Source organism: Candidatus Alcyoniella australis, assembly GCA_030765605.1.
Lineage (GTDB): Bacteria > Lernaellota > Lernaellaia > JAVCCG01 > Alcyoniellaceae > Alcyoniella > Alcyoniella australis.
In genome coordinates, this window is record JAVCCG010000026.1 from 1 (window position 1) to 24,200 (window position 24,200).

A 24,200-nucleotide genomic window follows, 5' to 3' on the forward strand; every position below is an offset into this window, starting at 1 on the left:
CTTTCGTGCTGCTGGTTGTGACCGAGGATTTGGCGAAAAAGATCACGCCCTAGCGCGATTGGATTGATCCGATTAAATTTGGGCGGGGCGACCCGCCCGTTTTATTTTTTTGCAGGCGTGGGGGATGTGCGATGTCCAAGTCCAAGCGCGCCAAGTGTGCGGTCTGCTCGGACAAGCAATGTACGCAGGGCAAGGATTGCTTTGCCGGAGCAGCCGATGTTCGCGGTACGCTGACCGACAGCGAGATCCAGATGCTGCGCTGCGCGTCCTCTGTCGAGGCCGAGTTCTACATGCAGGCCACGCGTTTGGAGGAGCTGATCGAGTTCAGCTCGCGCATGGGCTATAAGCGGCTGGGCGTGGCGTTTTGCATCGGCCTCGCCGCTGAGGCTGAGCTGCTTTGCAAAGTGCTCTCCGCGCGCTTCGAGGTTTTCTCGGCCTGCTGCAAGGCCTGCGGCCTGGACAAGTCCGAGCTGGGTTTGAAATATGTGCGTGACGAGGAGTTCGAGGCGATGTGCAATCCGGTGGGCCAAGCCCGGCTGCTCGCTCGCGAGAAGACCGAGCTCAATCTGATCCTCGGACTTTGCGTGGGGCACGACATGCTGTTCACCGCGCATTCGGCCGCGCCGGTGAGCACCTTTGCGGTCAAGGATCGCGTGTTGGGGCATAACCCTCTGGCCGCGCTGTACTCGAACTACTACCGCAAACGCCGCTTCAACCTCGACGAATAATCCGGGCCGGGAGACCTGGCAATGCACGTGCTGCAACGGATTATCGAGCGCATCCAGGGCGCAGGACCGGAGCAGCCGGTGGTGGTTTTCGATTTGGACAGCACGCTGTTCTCCACCGAGCTGCGCAGCTTACGATACGCCGCTGCCCGGGGCCGCGCGGTTCGTCAACCGCGTGTATCGCGCGGGAGCAGTGGTGTGCTACCTCACCGGGCGCGACAGCCCGGGCATGGGAAGCGGAACGCGCGCAAGCCTGAGCGAACACGGCTTTCCCTTTGACTGCCAGCGGGTCGATCTGCTGATGAAGCCGCGGATCGAGATCAAGGACATGGATTTCAAGCGTGACGCGGTGCGGCAAATCGGTGAGATGGGCCAAGTGCTTGCCGCATTTGACAATGAACCGGGAAATATCAACCTATTTGCTGATACATTTCCCGAGGCGATCGTGGTGCTGCTCGATACGATCCACAGCCCGACGCCAGTCGTGCCTTACGAGCACGTCGTGAGAATCAGCGACTTCAACGGATTGGCTGATCGGAAGGAATAAAACGGGCAAGAGGCGACCGATCCACGACCCGTATCCGGGGCAGCCGCTGAACATGACGCAGCAGACGTTGGAGCAGGTGAAGCGGCTGCACGGGCTGCTGCCGATCTGTTCCAAGCGCAAGAGCATCCGCGACGACCAGGGCTACTGGCGGCAGGTCGAAACCTTTACCCACGGGTTGTGCCCGACGTGCCTTAAGGAACTCTACCCCGAGCTCGACGACGACAAGAGCTGATCGCCGGTCGGGCTCACTTGCCGATGTAGAGCACCTCGCTGATACCCGGCTGCGATATCTGAATCTGCGTGCCGTCGGGCGCGCTGAGCGTGGCCGTGACGTCGCAGCGGAAGCGCCAGACGTGGCTTTGGGCGAAAAGCCCGGCCACGGTGCGTTCGATGAAGCTCAGCTTGGATAAGATGTCGATGTACTCCATCAATTTTTTCACCCGCACCTCGCCGCTGATCGACCAGCCGTTGGCCGCGGCCTGGAACCCCACGCGCATCGGCTTTTTCAGGCCCGTGGCCTGGTCCACGACCCAGTCCGAGGGCTGCAGCGCGGCCGCGGTGGTGGCGAGCACAATTTGCGAGCCCTGGGCAACGATGATCCAGGTCGCCAGTCCCGCGCCGTACTGCTTGGGCAGCCGGAACTCGAGATAGTCGATGGTGTACTCGCCGCTCATGCTGCGCAGGCTCTGCCAGCGATCCGAGTACTGGTTGGGCAGCATCGATACCGGCGCGTGGTCCAGATAGGCCCGGCCGCTGATCGGGTGCGTTTTGCCCTCGAGGGTCACGGTTCCCGTAAGCTCGGCCATGGGCACGGGCACCCGCGCGCTGTAGTACTTCTGTTTGTCGCCGTCGAAAAAGACGAAGCTGGAGTTGGGCTGCCAGCCGGGGACCACGGCGTGCAGCTTGACGTCCACGACCATCTCCTGCTGGGCGACCCGTAGCCGGAAGTTCGGGTAGTCGCCGCTGAGGAAGCTCTGGCCGACCTTGATATCCAAGCGTTCGGTGGAGGCCTCAAACGCTTTGTCGTCGAACTCCTGGCGCACGAAGTGATCTTCGCCCTGCGGGTCGATCCAGGTCACGTCGACCGTGGCCTTCTGGTCGCCGATGCCGATGTTGGTGATCATCACGTTGCAAAAAAGCGCGCCGCCGTCGTCCAGGTCGGCGAGCACGAACCAACTGATGGAGAACATCTCGCGCTCGTCGGGGAAAAAGCTGTACTGCGAGAGGGGCAGCGGTTCGTTCAACGGCCAGGGCTCGCCGGGGAAGACCTCGACCTGCTTGGCATGGGCAACGGACGCGCACAGCGCCACGACCAGCAACGCCGATAAAAGCAGCAGCGGTTTTCTCATCGCAGACCTCGGTAAGTCGTGGAGTCAGATCGGTTTGAAATGGGCCAGGAAGTGACGCAGCTTTTGCGGCGCGTAGCTCAGGCGCAAACCGCGCAGCTCGGCGCGCCGCTTGTGAACCGCGATGACCACCTGCGCCACGTAGTCCAGATGGTTGTCGGTGTAGACCCGGCGCGGCACTGCCAGCCGCACCAGCTCCATGGGCGCGGGCAGCTCTTCGCCGCTTTGCTCGTCGCGGCTGGCGAACATCACCGAGCCGATCTCGCTGGTGCGCACGCCGCCCTCCAGGTACAGCGCGCACGAGAGCGACTGGCCCGGGAACTGCAACGGCGGCACGTGGGGCGCAAAGCGCGCGGCGTCGATGAACACCGCATGACCGCCCGCCGGAAGCTGCACCGGCACACCCGCGTCGTCGAGTTTTTTAGCCAGGCGTTCCACCTGGCCGATGCGGCAGTCCAGCCAGGACTCTTCGAGCCCCTCGCGCAGGCCCACGGCCAGGGCCTCCAGATCGCGGCCGGCCAGCCCGCCGTAGGTGCGGAAGCCCTCGATCACAACCATTACCTCGGTGACCTTGCGCGCCACCTGCTTGCTGCGCGTGGCTAAAAAACCGCCGATGTTGACCAGACCGTCCTTCTTGGCGCTCATCGTCGCGCCGTGGGCCAGGCCGAACAGCTCTCGGGCGATCTCGAGCAGCGGTCGCTTGGCCTGGCCGCGCTCGCGGTGCTTGATGAACCAACAGTTCTCAGCGTAGCGCGCGGCGTCGAGGTACAGCGGCACGCCGTGACGGTCGCAGACCTCGCGCACCCGGCGCAGGTTGGCCAGGCTCACCGGCTGACCGCCTACCGAGTTGTTGGTTACTGTGACCATCACCAGCGGCACGCGCTCGCGGCCCTGTTCGCGCAGCAGACGATCGAGCCCGCGCCAGTCCATGTTGCCTTTAAACGGCGCGCGCGAGTCCGGGTCGTGCGCCTCGCGGCACGGCAGGTTGAGCGCCACGCCGCCCTTGTGGCGCACGTTGGCCTCGGTGGTGTCGAAGTGCGTATTGTTCGGCACCAGCTGCCCGGGTTCGACCAGCGCCGAGAACAGCAGGTTCTCCGCGGCGCGGCCCTGGTGGGTCGGGATCACGTGGTGCATGCCGGTGATCTCGCGCACCGAGCGCTCGAAGTTGAAAAAGCTCTGGGCCCCGGCGTACGACTCGTCGCCGCGCATCATCGCGCTCCACTGCATCTGCGACATCGCGCCCGTGCCCGAGTCGGTCAGCAGATCGATGGTCACGTTTCGCGCCTTGAGTGAGAACAGGTTGTAATGGGCCTGCCGCAGATATTTCTCGCGCTGGGCGCGGGTGGTCAACGGGATCGATTCCACGGCTTTTATTTTGTACGGTTCGAATCCAAGCGGCATCGAAGCGCTCCAGGTAATTATGGTCTGACTGTAACTTTGGAATATCCTAGTAGTCCGCCGGTCCAGTGTCCACAATCCGGGGGTTTCCTTGACCCATTGGAAAGGGGCATGTTACACAGCGCATCAGATGGAGGTCGTTATGCCACGCATCCTGTTCGCGCTGTTGATCGTGTTGATCCTCGCCCTGCCGGTCGCGGCCCAGACCACGCCCGCGCCGGCAACGCCCGCTTCCGGATCGATTCAGTTCTACCCAAGGACCAGCCTGCATTTTCTCGGCGACGCCTCTTACGCGATCGAGCCCCAGGGCGAGCAGATCGCGGTCAGCGTGAACCACGGCGACAAGCAACAGAGCTATCGACTCTCCGGCGAACTACTCGAGATCGACCGCATCCCCCTGGATCAGGGGACCGAGGTGCTGGTGGTCGTCTACAACAAACGCGGTGCTGAGAAGTGGGTGCTGGTGTTGGCTGAGATCGATTTCATCAAGTACATGCGCGAGGCTGCCCGCGCCAAGGGCGTATCGGCCGAGATCGATCTTGCCGGTCAGGCGCAGATCGCATCGCTCCAGGTCAGCGACGCGGGCTTTCGTCAGATTTTAGGAATGCCGGCCGAGTAATTTAGTCTAACGTTCGGAATTCGACCAACCCGGTCTGCGGCTGCACGCGCTCGACGCGGGCCCGCCGCTTGCTGCCCGGCTCCACGCCCGCACCCAGTTCGATTATCGTGCGCAGCAGCACTTCCTCGACCTGGACCAGCTGGATGTCGGGCCGGTCGCGTAGCGGCTTGATCGCTCGCAGCGTGTATTCCCGGTCCGGGTTCTGCTCGAAAAAGACCAGGGTGAAGTAGCGCTTGATCTGTTGCTCGACATCGCGGATTGCCAGCAGCTCGCTCTCGGCCTGCTTGGCCAGGGTCAGCAGCTCGCTGCGGTCGGCGTAGGCTGTCTGGCCGTGGGCGATGTGGTGCGTGATCTGGCGTTGCATGATCAGGTCTGGATAGCGCCTGATCGGCGAGGTGATCTGGAAGTAGGGTGTGACTCCCAGACTCACGTGCGGTCCCGGCTCAAGGGTCAGGATACTGGGTCCGGGGCGGTGCCCCACGGTCCGCGGTTCCTGCACGCGATAGATCGAGGGCAGTTCCCACTGGGCGCAGAGCTTGGCCGCCCGGTGGTTGGTGAGGATCATCAGCTCCTCGACCAGGCGCGAGCCCGAGGCGTCGCGGTCGCGCAGGGCGATCTGCACGCGGCCTTGGGCATCCACGGAGATCTTGGTCTCCATGCCGGGGAAGACCGCGGCGCCTGCGGCCTGGCGGTTTTCCCACAGCAGCTTGCGCAGTGGTTCGAGCAGCAGCAGCGCCTCGCCGATCGGCGTGTCGCCGCCCTGCATCAGCTCGGCCGTGGAGTCGAAGTCCAGGTTGCGGTCCACGCAGATCACGCTGGACTGCGGCTCGAACTCGAGCAGCTCAAGCTGTGCGTTAAAGCGCATGAAAAAGCTCAGCGCGGCGCGATCCTGGCCCTGATTGAGGCTCAGCCGGTCGAAGCACAGGCTCTCGGGCAGCATCGGGTGGATCACGTTGGGCAGGTAGAGCGTGGCAATGCGACGCTTGGCCGCCAGGTCCAGCTCGCTGTCGCGTTCGATCAGCTCGCCCACGTCGGTGATGTGCACCCAGACCACCAGCTGGTCGCCGTCGCGCTGAACCGAGAGCGCGTCGTCGTAGTCCATCGTGGTCTCGGAGTCGATGCTGAACGTGGTCAGCCCGCGCAGGTCGCGCCGTCCCTCGATCGACAGCGGAGCCGTGGCCAGCTGCTGAGCCTGTTCGAGTACCTTGGCGTTGAACCCGGTGCGCAGTCCGTGCCGCGAGAGGGTCAGCTCGATCAGGTCGATCTCGCGTCCGGCGGCGGTCAGTGCGGCGATCGCCCGCTCGTTGGCCTGCTCGCCGATCCAGAAGCGCTTGAGGAAGCCCAGGTCGATCTCGTCGTGCAGCTCGTTCTCCAGCAGCCGCTGCCACAGCGCGTCGAGAAAACGCTTCGACCCCTGAAGCTGCTCCAGCGCCTGCCGTGCGCCCTCGCGGCCGTCGGCCAGGGCGTTGAATACCGGCAGCGCCTCCTCGATCAGCAGCCGCGCCTGCTCCTTGCGCTGTTTGGTCTCGATCCGTTTTTGCAGCGTGGCGTCGTCCACCGCATCGACCCGGTCGCCGGAGAGGCTGAAGCGCATCGGGTGCTCCAGGATCAGCCTGAGCAGCGCCGCGATCTGTACGCCGCCGGGCTGCTCGCCGTACCAGGTCTGGGCCATCTGCGCCAGGCTGAATCTGCCGCCGACCACGCTGTCCCACAGCAGGTCGAGGTCGATCTGCTCCATCAGTTCGCGGGCTTGCGCGTCGAACTGAGCCAGGACGCGGCGGATAGCGCTTTGATCCTGGGCCGGGGCGTCGAGCGCGAACTCGAATACCACCTTGTTTTGGTTGATTTTAACCTTGCGTCCCGTGGCCGTGAGCACGTGAAAGTGCAGGCGTGAGCCGTCCCCCTGGACGGAGTCCAGCCGCGCTCCGAACTCGTAGCGCTTGTTGTAGAAGCAAAGGCCGGGAACCATCGGGAACCTCGATCAAAGGTCGCCTAGGCTAGACGATCGGCCGAGCCCTGGCAAGCCGTGACTTGACATCGCGGCGGGTCTGCCGCATAAGGCAATTCGACCATAAGTGTTGAGGAGACTGCGATGAGACTGATCGTTACCGGAGCGGCCGGGTTTCTGGGTTACCATATCTGCAACGAGCTCGCCGAGCACTACGACGAGATCGTGGCGCTCGATGTCGCCGACTTCGTCGAGAACGAATATCCCGCCAAAACCAGCTTCCATAAGGTCGATATCCGCGACCTCGATGCGCTCAAGGCGCTGTTCGCGGGCGGAGGGCTCGTGGCCCACGCCGCGGCCGCCCTGCCGCTGTGGAAGCCCGAGGACATCTACAGCACCAACGTCCAGGGCACGCGCAACGTGCTCGAGGCGGCCAAGCATTGCGGCGTTGAGCGCGTGGTGCTGGTCTCGTCCACCGCGGTCTACGGCGTGCCCGAGAAGCACCCGATTTACGAGGACGATCCGCTGGTCGGCGTGGGCCCCTATGGCGAATCGAAGATCGAGGCCGAGCAGATCTGCGTCGAATACCGCTCCAAAGGGCTGATTGTGCCGATCATCCGCCCCAAGACCTTCATCGGTACCGGACGCCTGGGCGTATTCCAGATCCTCTACGACTGGGTCCAGAGCGGCAAGAAGATCCCGATCATCGGCAACGGCAAGAACCGCTACCAACTGCTCGAGGTTGAGGACCTGGTCTCCTCGATCCAGCTCGCGCTCAGCGGTCCGGCCGAAAAGGTCAACGATACGTTCAACGTCGGCGCCAAGGAATTTCACACGGTCAACCAGGACGTGGGCGAGATGTGCGCCTACGCCAATAGCGGCGCGCGGGTGATGCGCACCCCGGCCTGGCTGGTCAAGCTCGTGCTCGAGCTGTTCTGGATGCTGCGCATCTCGCCGCTGTACAAGTGGGTCTACGGCACGGCCGACAAGGACTCGTTCGTCTCCATCGAAAAGGCCGAAAAGGTGCTGGGCTGGGAGCCCAAGTACTCCAACGCCCAGGCGCTGATCCGCTCCCACCAGTGGTACCTGGACCACAAACACGAGCTGGCCGGAGCCGAGGGCGTCACCCACCGCGTGGCCTGGAAACAGGGCATTCTCGGGTTTATCAAGAAGTTCATGTAACGCCGCGTCTAAGGAGCGGCTGCCGCCCGATGTACTTCTGGGTGTACGGCACCAGGTGCAACAAGTTAAAGGGCTTCTGTGATGGATCGTCTGAGATGCAGTACTCGATGAACACCAGGCGCCAGTCCTTCTTGTAGACCTTGCCCGTGATGTTCTCTACCGAGATCGTCATTGCCTTTTGACGGATGTCGGTTTTCCATTTCTTGGGCAAATAAACAGTATTTTGCGGTGTTACAAGATAGCGTGTGCGGTCGATGATCCCGAGTTTGATGATGATGTCGGCCATGGCCCGCAGTCCGAACAGCAGTTGATCGTCGGCCCCTGGGCCGTTGACCGCGATGAACAACGATCCGATGTGTTTTTCCTTTAAATAATTGATCAGCATCGGCATAAAGATCCGCTCGGCGTGCAGCAGCGGGAAGCGTAGGGGCAGGTGGGCCGTGCTGTTGAACAGCACGCGCTCGATATTGGGGTGCTTTTCGATAAACTCGTCGAAGATGCCGATGAATTCCTCTGCGAGCAAGAACCCGGGGTCGAAGTCGAGGATGTGCAGGGTGCCTTTTTTGCAGCCTCGGGTGTAGGCGGTGATCTCGAACTTGTCCTGCGCAATGGTCCTTTGGGGGGGCGTGAATGTCATCCGGCCATCCAGCTCCTGGGGAATGCGTTTGATGTCGACCCGCTCCCCGAGGTTGATGACCACGGCGTCCTTGCCGTTGCGCACCGAATCGAACAGGTAGTTCATGGCCACGGCGAACTTGTGTGTGCCGCGCTCGCCCTCGAGGATGATGCACCCGTCGCGTTCGAACTCTTCGGCATTTCTTTTATCGGCATTATCGTAGATCAGCTTGTCGATCTCGCTGATGCCGAATGAGACGACGCTTTTCCCTTGGCTGTTGCTTGTATTCTGTTGGTCTTCCTTCTCTGATTGTTTTCTACGCTTGGCCTGAATGATCTGGTGGTGCATTGAGACGAAAATTCTGAACACGGGATCATCGACTCTGATTTTAAAGGGATGCTTGCCGAACACGTGGCGCTGGTAGCGGCTCTTGGTGATTTCGATGATCTTGACCTTGTATTCTGAGCGCTCGTCCCAGTCGAGGGTGATAACGATATCGGCCAGGAATTCGACGTCGGAGATCAGCGGCGACGAGCCGTTGTCCAGCGAGGATTGATCCTGCTCGTAGAGGAAAATGCTCAGGGGAACGTGGCGTGAGAAGAGGGTGAAGATGCGGTAGAGCTGCTCGCGGGTCAGCGGATTGCACGAGAAGACGTTGAGGCTGTCTACGACAATCGCCAGGATTCGGTCGAGTTTCTTGCTGCCGGCCCGCGATTCCTCGATCAGGCGCGAGATCTGTTTGAAGCGCTGCCAGAAAACGTTGTCAGCCGGCTGATCTCCCTCCTCGAGAAACCGTGGCGAGAGCTTGGGAAAAAGCACCACGCGCTGCTCTTGTGCATCCTCGACCACTTTTTCAAACAGCAGCCGACGGTGCTCGGTCTCGTCCGGTAGCGGGATCGAGCCCTCGGATTTAGCGATCAGCTGGTAATTCTCCAACATGGCATATTTTGGTTTTGGACCCTTGAGCTTTTCACAGATCATGCGTCGACCGACCTCGATCAGCGGCGTGAGAGCCTGCTCGATGGAGTAATAGACGCATACTCCTTTATCCCGGACGTGGTCCGATAGACATTGGCCTTTGATATCGCACTTGGCGAGGAAAGCCTTGGACAGAATCTCAAGGGCCAGTGTCGATTTGCCCAGTCCGGCCGGTCCCTTGAGCAACACCGTGACTCCTTGGTTGAACCAACTCCAGAAAGGATCGCCTGCAGCCATGTCCGTTCCGGGCAGGACGATTCCCCTGGGCTTGCAGTCCTCGCTCAGCTCGTCGAGCAGGCCGTTGAGGGTGTTGATACCCGTGTCGATTACCATCGAGTCGGGATCTTTTATACTGTTATCCATTGTCCGCTTCCTCTTCGAACAGGGATTTCAGGGCCGTGACGAATTGCGTTTTCACAGTCTCGACCTGGTTGTCGTTCGATTTCTGGTTAGAAGGTTTTTCAGGCAAAACGATGTTCAACGTCCATTCGCCGTCCATCGGCACAATTCGCAGAATGAATTTATCGTTGTTGTTTTTAAAGTATTCAGGGATCAGCGGGTCTGAGGGATGCTGCTCGGCCTCGTCCCTTAAGGGCCTGCTCCACAGGCCGGAGAGCCGTTCGAGCCTGCGGGCGATCATTTTCAATTGTTCGATGTCGTGGATGCCGCTTTCGTTGGAGAGCATTTGCCACGAGAAATAGCTTTTGCCGAACACGCCGAAGCGCAGCCGGAACATCGCATTGATCACGTTTAACAGCTTGTACTGCGCCAGGTTGGGCTCGAGAGCTAAACGCAAATTGCCTTCTACCGACTTGAACAGGTGGCCGTTGAACGAGACGCGGCAGGCGCGGATCTCGAGGTCCATTTGTTTGTAGATCGGCCACCAGGTTTTAATCAGGCTCATCTTGTTTTGCAGGTCTTCGATGAACTTTTGGAGCAACACACCCTTTTTTGATAGGAGCTTTTCCGAGGGGAAGACCAGCAGCGAGCGGCTCGTCAGGTCGATCGTACAGCCGACGATCTGCTGGCGTAGATCAGCCTTCTTGGTAGCGGTTTGTGAGGCAAACAGGTCCTTGATTAGGAACTCGGGCAGGGTCCTATGGTATGAGATGTCCATTTCGTCGGCCAGGGCCAGGATCGCGCCCAGCCAGGCGATGCGCAGCGGGCCGAAGCGCTCGACGCATACATTGTCCAGGAACATCGTGCTTAGCAGCTTGTCAGCGATTTTGCGCTCGTGCAGCAGCGAAACCAGCGCGACCTGTTGAGCGATATGCTCGTCGAACAGCCCCATCTCGTTGTGGTGCATCAGAATGTAATAGTACGAGTAAAAGGCGTGATGTGGGTCCGCTTCGCCGTCGAGCGCATCTTTGATGTTTTGGTCCAGATGCTTCTCTGTGATGGCGGCTTTCTTTTCCTGTGTATCTTTGGCTATCTCTTGAGTCAGGGCATCGATGGCTCGCTCGATTTTTTGTAGCGATCGAGCTTTAGGAGCGATATAGGTGCCGTCCTCATCAAATAAATAGTCGTCCACCGCCTCCCGTTTCCTGCTTTTGTAGCGGTTCTTATACATCCGCCCAATGTCATGCAGGTAGATCGAGCAGAGCAGGATGAAGATCTCCACCTGGTTCAGGGGGATCGCTTGTCTGTCGCCCTTGATGATGTCGTTGCAGATTCGCTCGACGTTCTGAATGTGCGTCAGGCCCGAGTGGCTGGCTCCGTCGTCAGGCATCGCGCTGATCCAGCGCTGTGCGAGCTGCTCAACGGTCTGAAAACTCGGGTAGAGCTTTAATGCGGAACCCTGATCGAACTCCTGCAAACGCTTGCGAAGATACGACACAGCAGCCTCGACATATGTTTAAGAATAAAAAATTCAGATATGACATAATTATCACTGCCCGGATAAAAAGTAAATCTACTCGGTCGTAATAGCTGGAAACTAAAGCCCGGGAGCATCGGCCCCCGGGCTTTTTTGTGCGTGCGGCTGTCTTGCGATCAGCCTTGCGTAGGCTGCGGCGGTGGGGGCGGAGTCGGTGGAGCGGGCCGTTTGCGCGTGAATTTCTCATTCCAGTTGATGCGGCCGGTGAGCTGCATGATCACGAACAGCGTGACGATCGAGCCGATGGTCACGATCAAGCCGGTCCAGCCCTTATAGAAGTGGGCGTAGGAGAACAGTATCAGGTAGACGATCTGGGCCAGCCCGGCCTCCAGCGCGGCGAAGCGCAATCCCACGGCCAGCCGCAAATAGCTCACCACCAGGAACAGCGAGACCGCCGAGCTTAGCAGGAACGAGGTCAGCAGGCCCACGTGATCTACGGTGTAGGTCATCAGCAGATGGAAAGCGAAGAACGCTGCCGAGAGGAATAGGTAGTGTATCGGGTGCAGGTCGATGCCCTTGAGCAGCGAAATCACGAACATCCAGACGAAGAAAAACAGCAGGCTCACCGGCGCGAACAGGCTGATCTGCGAGGCCACGGGCCCGGGGTTGAGCTTGTGCGGCATCTCCATGCCGATGTTGAATCCCGAGATCAGGCTGGCGAAGCTCCAGTCCAGGTTCCAGCCGTCGCCGACCGCGGTTTTGGTCGTGGGCGACATCGAACCGTCCGGGAAATCGATGGCCTTGAAGTTGGTGTGCATCGTCAGGTTGAAGTCTTTGATGCGGTTGACGTTGTCGCCAAGGGCGTAGCGCCAGGAATCCAGGCCGCGACTGGTGTAGCTGATGTTGAACGGCACGCGATCGCCTTGCTTGATCGGCACTTGCTCGACGATGACCTTCTCGCCGCCCGAAGAGACCGGCGTGACCTGTGCATCGCTTTGGCCGTTGACCTCGAACGTGAACTCGTCGTACGAGGCGCGCATGGTCGGAAAGCGATAGGTGATAATCAGGAAGCCGTCCTGCTCGTCCGGGTGGGTGTAGCTGTACTCGCCGTTGAAACTCACCCCATAGGTCGCGTACCACAGCAGGCCCTTGCGCCGGTGTTGCAGGTCAAAAGCCACATCGATCTGCGATGAGTCCAGCAGCACAGGACGGCGCTCGAACACGCGCTTTTCTTTGCTTACGACCTGGGTGCGGTTGGTCTGCGGATCGGTGACGCTCTCGCGCTCAATGCGCGTGGTCCACCAGCCGAACTCGACCTCGGGCGCGTATTGCGCCTGCGGTTCGCCCCATAGCCCGGCGACCTCTTCGGAGAGCCGCGCGGAGAAAGAGTTGGAGCGGGTCAGGGTCACCGTGCCCAACACCAGCCAGGCCACGCTGACCACAACGTAGATCACTACCAGAGCGGCTATCCGCTTCGCCATCACAACACCTCCAGGGTTTTGTCTATATTGACGACCGCCTGGCAGAAAAAGTTCCAAAGGGGGGTAAATTTCTAGGCACCGTTGAGGCAGCTTGGAGCTGCACTAAAACTCGCAAGCGGACCTTGCACGTATTTCAACGATGATCTCCGCGACACGGGACGGATCGTTGGTCAACTAACAGCGTAATCCGCGAGTTTTGCCCCGGCTCATAGCCGGCGCTGCTTGTCGCGTGTTCTGCCGAGGCTCAAGGCCGCTTGGGAAAGCTCAGGGTGACGGCCAGGGCGATCAGGTAGCACGCCAGGCCGCAGGTCAGGGCCACGGAGAACCCGGCGATCAGTGCCACGGCCACGGCCAGCACCGAGGCCAGCACGCCGGCTGCGCCGTTGACACCCCAGACCCAGGGGATCAGTCCGGCCGAGCGTTCGCCCATGATTGTAATTCCCAGGGGGAAGGGCATGCCCAGCAGTAATCCAACGGGCAGCAGCGACGCCGCGACCACCACCACCTTGGCCGGGGTCGACCAGTGGATGCAGAGGTAGATCAGGTCGGGCAGCAGTCGGATGTAAAGTGCCAGCAATACGGCCAGACCCAGCAGTACAAAACGCAGCGCGCGTCGCGGGTTGGCGCCCATGCGCGTGGTCAGGGCCGAGCCGATGCCTGAGAAGGCCAGCAGCGAGAACAGGATCACGGTCAGTGAGTAGACCGGGTGCCCCATCAGCAAAATGAAGCGCTGCAACAGCGGGATCTCGACCAGCATGAAGCCCAGACCCAGGCAGCAGAAGTAGGCCAGGAAGCCCGCGCGGTTGGTAATCCGTTCGGCGTTGCGGCGCGCCTTGAGCCACAGCGGGCCGAAGACGAAGATCAGCACCAGGATCGACGAGACCAGCAGCAGGGCGAACAGCAGGAACACCGCGCGGTAGTTGAACGCCTGGCCCGTGCCGCTTTGATAGGGCCGGTAGCGCAGGCCGAAGCCCGAGCGCAGCACGTCAACGGGTTTGATCATCTGGAAGAAAAACGGCGAGTCGTCGCTGCTCGGCGTCAGGTCGTAGGGATAATCGGCGATGAATTGGTCCAGGTCGCGCACCGTAATCAGATCGACGTAGGGGCCCGGCGGGTTGTCGCGGCCCGGCAGGTAGATCGGCGTGAAGCTCATCTGATCGCAGGTTTGCTCGATGGCCGCGATCTCCTGTTCGCTGAATTGCCCGCGCTTGATTAATACCGACGAGGTGCCGTGCGGCCCGTCGGCCACGTTGGCGTTGTTGACCACCGCGATGCTGCGCTCGAAGTCGTCCAGGCCCAGCCGCTGGAACATCGTGCGCGCTAGGCAGACCACGCGCAGAGTCTGGCGCGGTGGCTCCCAGGTAAAGCGCGAGATCGAGTAGATCCCGCCGGGCTTGAGCCGCTGGTATACGTCCTGGAACGCCTCCACGGTGTACAGATTGTTCTCCGAGAGCACGAAGGCGCCGGCGGCCGTGGCGGCCCAGGTGTCGACCAGCGACATCTGTACGATGTCGTAGCTCGCGCCGCTCTTCTGCAGGAAGCTGCGCCCCTCGTCGATCACAACCCGCACGCCCGGATAGCGCTCGGAGAACAACGCGCCGGAATAGTCGGGGTAGACCTGCAACGAGATTTTGGCGAACAGCGGATTGATCTCCACGCCGGTGACCGAGCGTTGGTCGAAGTACATTGCCGAGAGCAGATCGCGTCCGCCGCCGACCCCGATCACCAGCACGTCGGCATCGTGCTTGACGTGGTGCACAAGGTTGGTCACGTCCCAGGCCAGGTACTGATGCTCGCTCAGGTCGCCGTTAAAACGCGTAATCGGCGTGGCGGCCGACGAGTCGATCCGCGCCAGCTTGCGCCCGGACTCGAGATACGGGCAGTTCGCGGACATGCCCCAGCCAAAGGGCGGCAGCGGCGTGTCCGGTTCGCCGACCTGATCGACCACCACCCGCGAAAACGAGTTCCAACCGCTGTACTCGGGCGCTGGCCGCACCTCGCCCTTAATGAAGTCGGGCTCGAGCAGGCCGTATCGTCCGTTGAGCAGCAGCAGCAGCGCCAGCGCGCACGCACTGAACCACAGCGGCGCACGGCGCGATCCCGCGGGCCGAAACGCCGCGGCCGCGGCCAGGGCGATCAGCCCGGCGCAGACGATCACCTGGTGCGCGGGCATCAGGTGCATCAGCACGACCACGGCCAGGCAGGCCAGTCCGGCGCCGAGCAGGTCGCTGAAATAGATCGTGCCCACCTGTCGCGGATAGCGCGCAAGGGCCAGGGAGATCGTGAATCCCGAGACAACGAACGGCACGGCCAGCCCGGCGTAGACCAGGAAGACGTTGATCATTCCCGGGAAGCTCTTGCGAAAGACGAACGGTACGCCCAAATGCCACAGGTAGGCCCCGGGCACGCACCAGGCCAGCAGCAGCGCGCCCAGCGCCAGATAGCGCCTAGTGCGCGCCGGGTCGATGCGGTCGGACAGCGCGTAGTTCAGCGCGCCGCCCGCGGCCAATCCGAACATCGCCAGCGACACGGCGACGAACGCGAAGTGGTACCACATCGTCACCGAGAACACGCGGGTCAGCGCGACCTCGAGCATCAGCGTGGCCATCGCCACCAGGAAGACGCCGAGGCAGACGTGTCCGATCGGTTGTTGCTGTTGGTTCCCGGCGCTCATCGCACCGAACTTACCATTGACCATCGTTGGCGAACAGCTTGACCACTCGCTCCAGGTTCGGTTCAAAGGTGTAGAGGTAGATCAGGTCGTCGCGGCCGTCGCCGTTGAAGTCGCGGATCAGCACGCGCACCGAGGGCTCGACCTCGATCGTCAGGTCGGGGTCGTCGAACAGCGGTTCAGAATTGCGGCCCAGGCTGATCGCGGTGCGTTGCTTGTCCAGGCCGAACAGCAGGTCGCGCCGGCCGTCGGAATTGAAGTCGCCGCCAAAGTCGGGGTTGATGCCCACCAGCGAGATCCCGCTACGGTAGTCGGCGAGGTACTTGGCGCTGACGCTCAGATCGGGCTTTGCCGGATACAGGCCGTCGGCGCGGAACAGGTAGACGTTGTAGTCCACGTCAATGGCGCCGGTGAGCAGCGCCGAGGCGATCTCGAACAGCCCGATCTTGACGTAGGGCAGCACCAGATCGTCGCGGCCGTCGGCGTTGATGTCGATCACCTGGGCGTTGGAGGCCACGCCCTGCGACTCCAGGGCGAAGTCCGGCGATTGCGAGAAGCCGCCCTCAATCCCGCGGAACACCGCCAGGCTCGAGCGCATGTCCTTGAGCCCGCCGCCGTATTTGAGCACCACCGCGTCGGCCCGACCGTCGGCGTCGATCTGGGTGAGATTGACGCGCACCGCGGTGTTGTTCAGCTTTTGCTCCTGCTCGGTGAGCACGGCGAAACGCCGCTGGATCGACGGCTGCTGCGAGAACACAATCCCCTGCTCGCCGCGTTGGGCGTAGTGCACGCGCACGGTGTCGCGCTGGGTCAACGTCAAATCGCGCAACCCGTCGCCGTCAGCGTCGACCAGCGCAATCAGCGGAACCAGCAGGTGCGATTCGTAGCTGCCCCAGGCCCAGTTGTAGCTGTCCTGGCCCTGGGACACGTTGTCCGCGTGCAGCTCGAACTCGACAGCGCAGGCCCGTTCAAAGCCGCCATCGTCCGAGCGCTTGAACAGCACCAGCGAGTCGCGGGTCGGGATCAGCAGCGAATCGCGGCCCTCGCCGGTCCAATCGCGCGCGAAGTCCTGGAACGGCAGCGAGTCGTCGTCCGCGGCCAAAGCGAAAGTATCGATCCGCACCAGCTCGCGCGTCGGTCCGCCCAGGGCCGGCTGGGCAATCACCGAACGGCCGGTGAGGTACAGCAGTTCCTGCGCGCCGTCGCCGTCCACATCGGCCAGGTCGAAAAACGTAGCGCCCGGCGGCGGCGTGAGCTCGGCCAACGCCTCAGCCTGGGGATCGTCTCCGCGCAGCACGCGCAGTCCGATGCTCTGGTTGGGCCGCAGCCCCTGCATGTAGACCAGCAGCAGCTCGGGACCCTCGCGGCCGTCGAGCTGCGCCACCAGCAGCTCCTGCACCACGCCGGGCAATTCGATTTGCGCGGGCGCGAACCCGGCCCACGCCGGCGGGGCGATCAGCAGCGCGAACAGCAGCGCGGTCGCCAGGGCCTTGTTCATTAAGAGGTCCTCCAGTTCATCAGTTCGATGGCCGATTGCGCAGCGCTTTGCACGGCGACCCGCGAGGTGTCGATTTCCAGCGCGGCCAGCGAGCGATAGAGCTCCAGCCGCCCTGCAAGCACTTGCCGCACCTCGGCCTCCGCGTCTGCGACGCCGGTGAGGCTCGGCCGCGAACGTCGGGCAGCGCCGTGGATGCGGCCGGCCAAAATCTCCGGCGGCGCCAGCAGCAACAAATAGCGACCGAGGCGGCCCAGCAGTTCGCGGTTGGCCCCATCGAGCACAGCTCCGCCGCCCAAATCGATCACCGCGCCACGGCAGTCCTCCAGCCCGGCGATTACCAGCGATTCGAGGCGACGAAACTCGTCCCAGCCCTGCTCCGCTACGATGTGCGCGATATCCGTGCCGGCCAGGGTCTCGATACTTTGATCGGTGCTGATCAGCTCGCGGCTGCTAAGCCCGGCCGCCAAACGGCCTACACTGCTCTTGCCCGCGCCGCGCGGGCCGATCAGCAGCAGGCACGGATCATCGATCATCGCGGTTCTCGTCCAACAGCCGATCCACCAGCGCGGACATGCGCTCGATCGGCGGCTTCACGCCGGTTAAGAGTTCGAATTGTTGCAGCGCCTGGTGCAGGAACATCGCAGCCCCGTCCACAATGCGACAGCCTCGGGCGCGGGAAAGTTTCAGCAGTCGCGTGGCGCGCGGCCGGTAGACCGCGTCGAACACCACGGCCCCGGGGGCGATCAGCTCCGGGTCGATCGGTGCGGCGTCGACCAGCGGCCACATGCCCAGCGGCGTGCAGTTGCAGACCAACGCGGCTCGGCCCAATTCCTGCGCCGCGCTTTGCGACCCGAGGCGCCCCGGCTCGAGTTCGATGCTCAGTCGCCCGCCCAGATCGCGGCACAGCGCGGCCGCGGCCTCGTCCCGCCGAGCGAGCACCAGGGCCCGGCCCAAGCCCAGACGGTCGAGACTGACCAGACAGGCGCGCGCCGCGCCGCCCGCGCCGAGCACCGCGGCGCTGCGGCCCGCCAGCTCCTCGCGATAGGAGCCCAGGGCCGCGAGCAGTCCGGCCACGTCGGTGTTCCAGCCGCAAAGGCGGCCGTCGCGCTTGACGATCGTATTCAGCGCGCCGGCCAGCTTAACCAGCGGATCGAGCTCGTCCATGGATTCGATCAGCGCGGACTTGAGCGGGATCGTCACCGAGGCCCCGGCCACTTGCCGGTCCTGTAAATGGCCCAGCGCCTCGGCGGCGTTGGCCGCGCGCCGGGCCTGGTAGTCGTGATCCAGTCCGGTCCAGCCGAAAGCCGCCTTGTACAGCTTAGGCGAGATGCTGTGTTCAACCGGATCGCCGAGCAACAGGTAGAGCAATTACCTACCTCCGAATAAAAAACGGGGAACGAAGCATCATACTTCGTTCCCCGATCAGACTCGATAGCAAGGCGCGTTAGCGCCTGTCAATTAACAGCCAGGCTAGCAGCCGCAGCCGCCGCCCAGGTTGGACTTGTCAGAATCGTCGTCGTCGCCTGACGAATCGTCGTCATCGTCGTCATCGTCATCGTCGTCGGGGGGCAGCACGTTGATCTCGACCTGGTCGGGCACGCTCATCGCGGTGCCGTCGGTCACGATCAGCTCGAAGGTCAGCACGCCGACCTCGGTCGCCTCGAAGCTGGGCAGCTCGATTGTGGTGTTGTCGACTTCGGCGATCGGGCCGCCGGGCTGGCTCCAGATGAAGTTCAGCGGATCCTCGTCCGGATCGTAGCTTTCCGAGCCGTCGAGCTGGACCGTGTCGCCCACGTGCACTTCCTGATCTGCACCCGCGTCGGCCACCGGAACCAGATTCGGGCCGGTGTAACGCGCTACCGCCAGGTTCATGCCCACGGAGAAGCCGCGCTTGGAGTTGTAGAAGTCGACTCCGAGCAGCGGGTACTTGGCACGGAACGGATCGAGCTCCCAGTTCTCGCCGCCGTCCTCGGTGAACAGGATCACCGAGCAATAGCCCAGGCCCGCGCCGCCGCCGCCGACGATGAAGCCCTTATCTTCGTCGACGAAGAACAGGTCGCTGGCCGACCAGCCGCGGAAGCTTGGGATCTCGAGGGTCTGCGGTAGGGCGAACTGGTCCCAGTTCTCGCCGCCGTCGGATGTGTAATACAGGTAGTCGGTGGTCGCGGTTCCCTCGCGCGGCCAGGCCAGCGTCCAGGCGTGATCCGCGTCGGTCGAGTGGATCTTGCCGAAGCTGACGTTGGCGTTGGAGAGCACTACGTCCCAATTCAGACCGCCGTCGGTGGTGCGGTAGACCTTGCCGTCGACGCCCTTGCCGCGGCCGTTTTCGGCCTTGTAGTTCAGGCGGTAGATCGGGTCGCGCATGTACTGGATCATCTCGTACCAGGCCAGGGCCAGATCCTCGGGATCTTCGAGGTTGTAGCCCTTGTCCTCGGGCTCCTCAGGGTCGAGGTTGCCCGTGGCCGCGTAGCCGTTGAGCGCGTCGGAGAAGGAGATGTCGTTGATGCCCATTTCCTCGTCGTCGCCGATGATCGGCAGCTCGCCCCAGTTCAGTCCGGCGTCGTAGGTGGCCACGATATAGTTCGGGGCGCCCGCCGCGTAGCCGATCGTAGCGGTGGGGAAATCGACGGTCTGCAAGGTCTTGAAGATCGCGTTGACGCCCGGCAGCGAGGCCTCGTTGAAGGTCTGTCCGCCGTCGGAGGTATGCATTATCATTGCCTTGAGCATGAAGATGCAGGCCATGCACAGCGGCATGCCCAGTTCCTTACAGCTCGGCGGCACGCCCATGCCGACGATTACGCCGTTGTCGCCGTCAGTGAAGTCCGTGGCCAGCATGAAGCTCATCATGTCCATCATGCTGCACGGGTCCGAGCCATCCATGGAGATGCGGTACATCGGGGACCAGCTGGTTCCGCCGTTGTGGCTGTCCCAGGCGTAGACTATGGACAACGCGCTGTCCTGATGCAGACCGGCGGTGTACACGTCCTCGGCGGTCGGGGCCGCGACGTACATCATCGCCGAGTTGCCGGCCATGGCCGATGAGTAGACGATCTCCCAGACTCCCTGTTCCTGTGCGACCGCGCCGGTCGCCACCATCAAGCACAGGGCAGCGCTGAACAGTAGAACTTGAATACGTTTCATGGTTCCTTCCTCCCGGAATCGTAGGCTGCAACCTTTTTGCTGCACTTGTATTGTCGATAGGCAGAGATAGTTTTAACAGCTAATCCTATTTACCATTATCCCCTGCTGTCAAGAGCCCCTGCGCTGGCCCGGACTTTTGATCGGGTTTTGTCAACTACCCTCGCAAGAAACCCAAATGGAAGCTTCTAGTAGCTCAGGCGCAGTCCGGCGCCGTAGGCCCGGCCCGGCTCGGGGAATTTGCGGGTGGTCTCGTAGTAGGTGTCGAAGAGGTTGGTGGATTCGATGTAGACCTCGAAGGTCGACCCGTGACGCCAGAAGAGCCGGGCGTCGGCGATCAGCCGCTCGGGCAGCAATTGCCGTTGTTGTTCGGCAGCTTGCGGCTCGGGGCGATCGCTGAATTCCGAGTAGTAGCGCGCCGCGATCTGGGCCCCGAGGCCGAACGGCGCCAAATAGCCGGCGCGGCCGCCGACGCCGAGTTGGGGTGCGTAGGGCAGGCCTTGCCCCATCTGACCGGCCGGACGCTCGCTGCTCACGGTCCAGTTCAGCCAGCCGTTGAGGCTCAGACCGTTCAGCGGCCGCAGTCCCAGTTCGACCTCAATGCCCGTGGCCCCGGCCGAGGCGCCGTTGTGAAAGCGACCCGAGCTGGCGCGCGGCCGAATCAGGTCGCGTGCGGCCAGCAAATAGGTGCGGAACCCCACGCTGACCATCTCCGTCCCGCCGAAGTCCAGGCCGGCCTCGATGCGGTCGAAGCGCTCGGGTTTGAGCTGATTGTTGCCCTGGTCGGGATCGAGCAGTTGGCGCTGGTCCGGCGCCTGCTGTTGATGCGAGGCGCCGAGCACCAGGGCCAGCGAGCCCCAGGGCTGCCAGCGCAGCATCAGCCTGCCGCGCGGCATGACCATCATCGGCGGCAGCTCGAGGATCTCGGAGAACAATCCCTGGTTGGTCTCGACACCGCCGCCCACGGCAATCAAGAGGCTTTCGTGGGGCCGGATTGCGTCCTCCAGGGCATAGGCCTGCACCGCGGTGACAAACCGCGTGTCGCGCGTACGAAAGTCGATCAGCGTGCTGTCTTCGAGCCAAAACGCGGCCATGCCGCTCAGCCGCGAGTAGCGCCCCAGGTCGAGCACCGGGTAGATCGAGCCCCCGGTACGGGTAAAACCGTAGCGTTCATTGTCGATCCGCAGGCCGCGGTTGGGCCGCGTGTACTGCGGAACGCGTTGGCGCTCGTGGAGCACGGCCAGATTGCCGCCGATCGAGAACACGTCGCCCAGTAGCTCGCCGCCCAGGCGCGCGTGCCAGCGGGTGTGATCCTCCACTGCCCGCCACAACGGCTCGTGCTGGGCCAGCCCCACCGGCACGCCGCGATCGCCCGTGCAAAAGCCGCCCGAGGCGTCGATCCCGGCGTTGGGGTTGAAGCGGTAACCCAGCTTGGCCCAGGCGTTGCTGTTGTTGCGATAGCTCTGTTCGCGGATCCCGCCGTTTTCGCGCGGCGCGGTCTCGAAACTCTGGGGCAGCATGAAGCCGGTGGAATCGTGGTGCGCGCCGATCACGCGGCTGGACAGGCCGCGGTTGCCGAATCCCACGTCAAGCGCCACGTCGCTTTGCTCGGGGTAGCCGTAGCGCATCTGCACGCCGCCGTGATACCCCTCCAGGCCCGGTTTGGTCCACAGGTAGACCAGCGCCGCCTCGCCGCCGGGACCGGCCAGCGGAGATGCCGCCGAGCGCACGACCTGCACGCGCTCGATATTGGCCAGGCTGACGTCGGCCAGGTCCAGAGAACTGCTGTAGGGATCCAGCAGCGGGATGCCGTCGAGCAGCACCTGCACTTCGCCGGTCGGCCTGGAGCGCTCCATGACGTGGCTCTCGCCGTTGGCGCCGTGAAAATCTCCCTCGTGGAGCATCATCCCGGGCACCGCGGCCAGCAGTTGGGCCAGGTTGCGCGCGCCGATGTTTTGGATATACGCGGCATCGAACTCGCTGGACGTGACCTCGGGCAGGCCGCCGCTCCACGGTCGATAGAGATCATCGCCCGCAACGGCAGCGGCCGCGACCAGGATGCACAGCGTGACGATGGCGAGGATGTTGCCGATTCTCATCATTTTATTCCGGTAATGCCACGTAGGCTGCCATTGCCGACCAGAATACAACATCCCCCGGCACGGGGGAAATCAATCGCGCATTCGCAGGGTGACGATCTCGTAGGGGCCCACCTGGAACTTCAGCTCCGCGGCGGGATCGAGGCCTTGCGTGTCGCGGCCCAGCAGGTCGGTCAGCCTGGCGGACGAGGGCTTACGCCCCAGGCGCACCGACGCCTGCTGCTTTTTCCCGGCGCTCTCGTGAAAGCGCAGCACCAGCTCGCCGTCCTCGCGATACAGCGCGTCCGGGCACAGCGCCGCGGGCTCGAGATCGAGCAGTCCGTCGCGGGCCACGCCCTTTTTGCCGCTTCCGGCCTCGAGCGGCACGACCAGCGGTGGATGGAGCATGCGCAGGGCGCAGCGCCAGGGTGCGGCCGCTGCGAAGTTCGGGCCGTGGGGCATCAGCCCCAGTCGCGCGCGGTGTACGCCGATGCCCAATGCGCCGCCGCCCGAGCGGTAGAAGTGGATCTTGTCCGTGGAGCGGTGCAAACACGAACGAAGCTCAGAGCCGTGACGGCGATGTCCGGGCACGCCGCAGTTGAGCAGCGAGACCCCGGCCCACAGCGAGGTCAGGTCGCTGACCCCCACTGCCGGGCGCTCGCCGCCGTTGCACTCGACGAACCCGCCGGGCACCTCGTTGCGCCACACCGCGTGACTGAGGTTGGTCGGCAGCCGGAAGATCAGCCTGCGGCCCGGGTCGGCGAAGTCGACCTCGGTCTGGACCTCGAGGTAGGGCAGGCAGTGGGTCAGTGTGAAAATGCGGCGGAAGCGACCGTGGCCGATGCGGCCCTCGACAGACAGTCGTGCCAGCAGCGGCCCGCGCTCGAGCAGCCGCACCGAATAGGGCCCGCGCTCGTTGTGCAGCCGACCCAGCGGCAGGCCGTAGTAGAGGCTCCCCGGATCGCGCTGCAGGGCCAGACGGCCGCCGCCGGGCGTCTCGATCGTTGAACCATCAGCGCTGATCAGCCGCAGCAGCCGACCATCGCGCGGATCGAACTGCGCCTCGATCAGCGGCCCGTGCAGCCGCTTGAGACTCGCCTGCACCGCGGCCTCCACGCCCGCGGGCGGATCGGAGACCGGGACAACGCTGAACGTGCGCCAGCCCGCGGCGGGCAGCTTTGCCACGAACCCCAGGTTGACCTCGTCCAGTCCGCCGTCCGCGTAGCGCCGGGCCGCGAGCACCTGGTGCGGCAGGGTTCGGCCTTTATCGTCGAGCACGCGGAAGCGGCGTTGGCCCTCGGAGGGGTTGAACGATATTCGAATCAGCTCCAGCCGCTCAAAGGGCAGCGGGTTGGCCGCGAGGAAATTGTACGGGCCTTCCCCGCAGCGCGCCGTGCGCGCCAGCTGGGCCAGGCATTGGTCGCGCACCTCTCGGGCCAGGGCGATGGCGTGCTCGAATTCGGCGTCCACCTCCGCGGCAACGTGGTCGGGCAGCGGGCCGCAGATCGCGTCGTGGAACTGGCCGCACAGCGTGCGTTCCCAGGCCGGATCGAGCTGCGCGTTGCGATCCTCGTTGCCCAGGCGCTGCGACCAGGCCGCGGCGAACTCGGCTTCGCGCAGTGCAGCCTCGGCCCGGCGATTGAGCTGCTTGGTGCGCACCCGCGCGCCGTAGCAGCCCGCGAGATCCGGACCCAGCTCGCCGTGCATCTCGGCCATCGGAGCGCCGCGCAGCGCGCGGAAAAAGCGGCCGGGCGTGCTGAACCGATAGGGGCTTTGCGGATGCAGCTCGTTCCAACGCTCGATCAGTTTGGCGGTCGACTGGGGACGTCCGTGGTCCACGCCCGCGGGCACCAGCAGCTGGTCGCCCGCCGCGTGGTTGCGCAATCCTTTTTGCACGCGCCACAGCTGGTAGAGCCCGCGTTGCTCATCTTGAGCCAGCGGGTAGCCCGCGAAGTACATCCGCGGCAGATGCGCCGTTGTGATACGCGTGCCGTCCAGTCCGATCCAGTCAAACTCGCTGGGCACGTCGGCCCGCGGCTCGCGCCTGCTGTAGACCAGGGCCGTGGTGCCGGACTTGACCAGCACCTGCGGCATTTGCGGCGAGATGCCGAAGCTGTCGATCAGCCAGCCCACGGTGCTGGGCTTGCCGAAGTTTTCAA

Annotated in this window: 18 protein-coding genes; 5 read left to right on the forward strand and 13 right to left on the reverse strand. The window is 63.2% G+C overall.

All coding sequences use genetic code 11. From position 1 onward, the window contains the following. Nucleotides 1-131: 131 nt before the first annotated feature. The 3 genes from P9M14_03240 (at nt 132) to P9M14_03250 (ending at nt 1,504) form a co-directional block, all read left to right on the forward strand. Nucleotides 132-728, forward strand: a complete 597-nt coding sequence (locus tag P9M14_03240) for a DUF1847 domain-containing protein (GenBank protein ID MDP8254740.1) — start codon at nt 132-134, stop codon at nt 726-728. Between the two features lie 193 nt (nt 729-921). Further along, the gene (locus P9M14_03245) at nt 922-1,272 is read left to right on the forward strand and encodes a hypothetical protein (protein ID MDP8254741.1); all 351 of its coding nucleotides are present in this window, start codon (nt 922-924) and stop codon (nt 1,270-1,272) included. A 52-nt stretch (nt 1,273-1,324) separates the two neighbouring features. After that, complete coding sequence (locus tag P9M14_03250) at nt 1,325-1,504, forward strand: hypothetical protein (GenBank protein ID MDP8254742.1); 180 nt, start codon at nt 1,325-1,327, stop codon at nt 1,502-1,504. Nucleotides 1,505-1,517: 13 nt separating this feature from the next. Here the strand turns inward: P9M14_03250 and P9M14_03255 are convergent, their stop codons facing one another. Continuing rightward, on the reverse strand, nt 1,518-2,621 hold the full coding sequence (locus tag P9M14_03255) for a hypothetical protein (GenBank protein MDP8254743.1): 1,104 nt from the start codon (nt 2,619-2,621) through the stop codon (nt 1,518-1,520). Nucleotides 2,622-2,645: 24 nt separating this feature from the next. Then, on the reverse strand, nt 2,646-4,019 hold the full coding sequence (locus P9M14_03260) for a tryptophanase (protein ID MDP8254744.1): 1,374 nt from the start codon (nt 4,017-4,019) through the stop codon (nt 2,646-2,648). Between the two features lie 139 nt (nt 4,020-4,158). Between P9M14_03260 and P9M14_03265 the strand changes: the two genes are divergently transcribed. After that, entirely contained in the window at nt 4,159-4,635 is a 477-nt protein-coding gene (locus P9M14_03265; protein MDP8254745.1) for a hypothetical protein, read from the forward strand. Between the two features lies 1 nt (nt 4,636). Here the strand turns inward: P9M14_03265 and P9M14_03270 are convergent, their stop codons facing one another. Beyond that, on the reverse strand, nt 4,637-6,604 hold the full coding sequence (locus tag P9M14_03270) for a ribonuclease catalytic domain-containing protein (GenBank protein MDP8254746.1): 1,968 nt from the start codon (nt 6,602-6,604) through the stop codon (nt 4,637-4,639). Between the two features lie 123 nt (nt 6,605-6,727). On the opposite strand from P9M14_03270, the gene P9M14_03275 reads away from it, so the two are divergent. Then, nucleotides 6,728-7,765, forward strand: coding sequence for an NAD(P)-dependent oxidoreductase (locus P9M14_03275; protein MDP8254747.1), 1,038 nt, complete (start codon nt 6,728-6,730; stop codon nt 7,763-7,765). On the opposite strand, the gene P9M14_03280 is transcribed toward P9M14_03275, so the two are convergent. From P9M14_03280 to P9M14_03325, 10 genes are all read right to left on the reverse strand, one after another. Then, nucleotides 7,758-9,722: an ATPase domain-containing protein gene (locus P9M14_03280; GenBank protein MDP8254748.1), complete on the reverse strand. Its 1,965-nt coding sequence runs from the start codon at nt 9,720-9,722 to the stop codon at nt 7,758-7,760. The two genes, P9M14_03275 and P9M14_03280, sit on opposite strands and share 8 nt — an antisense overlap. Continuing rightward, the gene (locus P9M14_03285; protein ID MDP8254749.1) at nt 9,715-11,088 is read right to left on the reverse strand and encodes a hypothetical protein; all 1,374 of its coding nucleotides are present in this window, start codon (nt 11,086-11,088) and stop codon (nt 9,715-9,717) included. The genes P9M14_03280 and P9M14_03285 overlap by 8 nt, the downstream gene beginning before the upstream one ends. 263 nt (nt 11,089-11,351) lie before the next feature. Next, on the reverse strand, nt 11,352-12,656 hold the full coding sequence (locus tag P9M14_03290) for an inner membrane CreD family protein (GenBank protein MDP8254750.1): 1,305 nt from the start codon (nt 12,654-12,656) through the stop codon (nt 11,352-11,354). 244 nt (nt 12,657-12,900) lie between these two features. After that, on the reverse strand, nt 12,901-15,330 hold the full coding sequence (locus tag P9M14_03295) for a hypothetical protein (protein MDP8254751.1): 2,430 nt from the start codon (nt 15,328-15,330) through the stop codon (nt 12,901-12,903). A 10-nt stretch (nt 15,331-15,340) separates the two neighbouring features. Continuing rightward, nucleotides 15,341-16,825: a VCBS repeat-containing protein gene (locus tag P9M14_03300; GenBank protein ID MDP8254752.1), complete on the reverse strand. Its 1,485-nt coding sequence runs from the start codon at nt 16,823-16,825 to the stop codon at nt 15,341-15,343. Then, nucleotides 16,825-17,358: a shikimate kinase gene (locus tag P9M14_03305; GenBank protein MDP8254753.1), complete on the reverse strand. Its 534-nt coding sequence runs from the start codon at nt 17,356-17,358 to the stop codon at nt 16,825-16,827. The genes P9M14_03300 and P9M14_03305 overlap by 1 nt, the downstream gene beginning before the upstream one ends. Then, nucleotides 17,348-18,193, reverse strand: coding sequence for a shikimate dehydrogenase (locus P9M14_03310; protein MDP8254754.1), 846 nt, complete (start codon nt 18,191-18,193; stop codon nt 17,348-17,350). The genes P9M14_03305 and P9M14_03310 overlap by 11 nt, the downstream gene beginning before the upstream one ends. Before the next feature lie 102 nt (nt 18,194-18,295). Then, a complete protein-coding gene (locus tag P9M14_03315; GenBank protein MDP8254755.1) occupies nt 18,296-19,966 on the reverse strand; it encodes a PKD domain-containing protein in 1,671 nt (556 codons plus the stop codon). A gap of 185 nt (nt 19,967-20,151) precedes the next feature. After that, nucleotides 20,152-22,062: a TonB-dependent receptor gene (locus P9M14_03320; protein MDP8254756.1), complete on the reverse strand. Its 1,911-nt coding sequence runs from the start codon at nt 22,060-22,062 to the stop codon at nt 20,152-20,154. A 72-nt stretch (nt 22,063-22,134) separates the two neighbouring features. Next, a partial coding sequence (locus tag P9M14_03325; GenBank protein ID MDP8254757.1) for a glycosyl hydrolase-related protein occupies nt 22,135-24,200 on the reverse strand: 2,066 nt, incomplete at its 5' end.

Bases quoted from the DNA above. Each gene is read 5' to 3' on its own strand.
- P9M14_03240 (MDP8254740.1), top strand. From the start codon at position 132: ATGTCCAAGTCCAAGCGCGCCAAGTGTGCGGTCTGCTCGGACAAGCAA.
- P9M14_03250 (MDP8254742.1), top strand. From the start codon at position 1,325: ATGACGCAGCAGACGTTGGAGCAGGTGAAGCGGCTGCACGGGCTGCTG.
- P9M14_03255 (MDP8254743.1), bottom strand. From the start codon at position 2,621: ATGAGAAAACCGCTGCTGCTTTTATCGGCGTTGCTGGTCGTGGCGCTG.
- P9M14_03260 (MDP8254744.1), bottom strand. From the start codon at position 4,019: ATGCCGCTTGGATTCGAACCGTACAAAATAAAAGCCGTGGAATCGATC.
- P9M14_03265 (MDP8254745.1), top strand. From the start codon at position 4,159: ATGCCACGCATCCTGTTCGCGCTGTTGATCGTGTTGATCCTCGCCCTG.
- P9M14_03270 (MDP8254746.1), bottom strand. From the start codon at position 6,604: ATGGTTCCCGGCCTTTGCTTCTACAACAAGCGCTACGAGTTCGGAGCG.
- P9M14_03275 (MDP8254747.1), top strand. From the start codon at position 6,728: ATGAGACTGATCGTTACCGGAGCGGCCGGGTTTCTGGGTTACCATATC.
- P9M14_03280 (MDP8254748.1), bottom strand. From the start codon at position 9,722: ATGGATAACAGTATAAAAGATCCCGACTCGATGGTAATCGACACGGGT.
- P9M14_03285 (MDP8254749.1), bottom strand. From the start codon at position 11,088: ATGCCTGACGACGGAGCCAGCCACTCGGGCCTGACGCACATTCAGAAC.
- P9M14_03290 (MDP8254750.1), bottom strand. From the start codon at position 12,656: ATGGCGAAGCGGATAGCCGCTCTGGTAGTGATCTACGTTGTGGTCAGC.
- P9M14_03295 (MDP8254751.1), bottom strand. From the start codon at position 15,330: ATGAGCGCCGGGAACCAACAGCAACAACCGATCGGACACGTCTGCCTC.
- P9M14_03300 (MDP8254752.1), bottom strand. From the start codon at position 16,825: ATGAACAAGGCCCTGGCGACCGCGCTGCTGTTCGCGCTGCTGATCGCC.
- P9M14_03305 (MDP8254753.1), bottom strand. From the start codon at position 17,358: ATGATCGATGATCCGTGCCTGCTGCTGATCGGCCCGCGCGGCGCGGGC.
- P9M14_03315 (MDP8254755.1), bottom strand. From the start codon at position 19,966: ATGAAACGTATTCAAGTTCTACTGTTCAGCGCTGCCCTGTGCTTGATG.
- P9M14_03320 (MDP8254756.1), bottom strand. From the start codon at position 22,062: ATGAGAATCGGCAACATCCTCGCCATCGTCACGCTGTGCATCCTGGTC.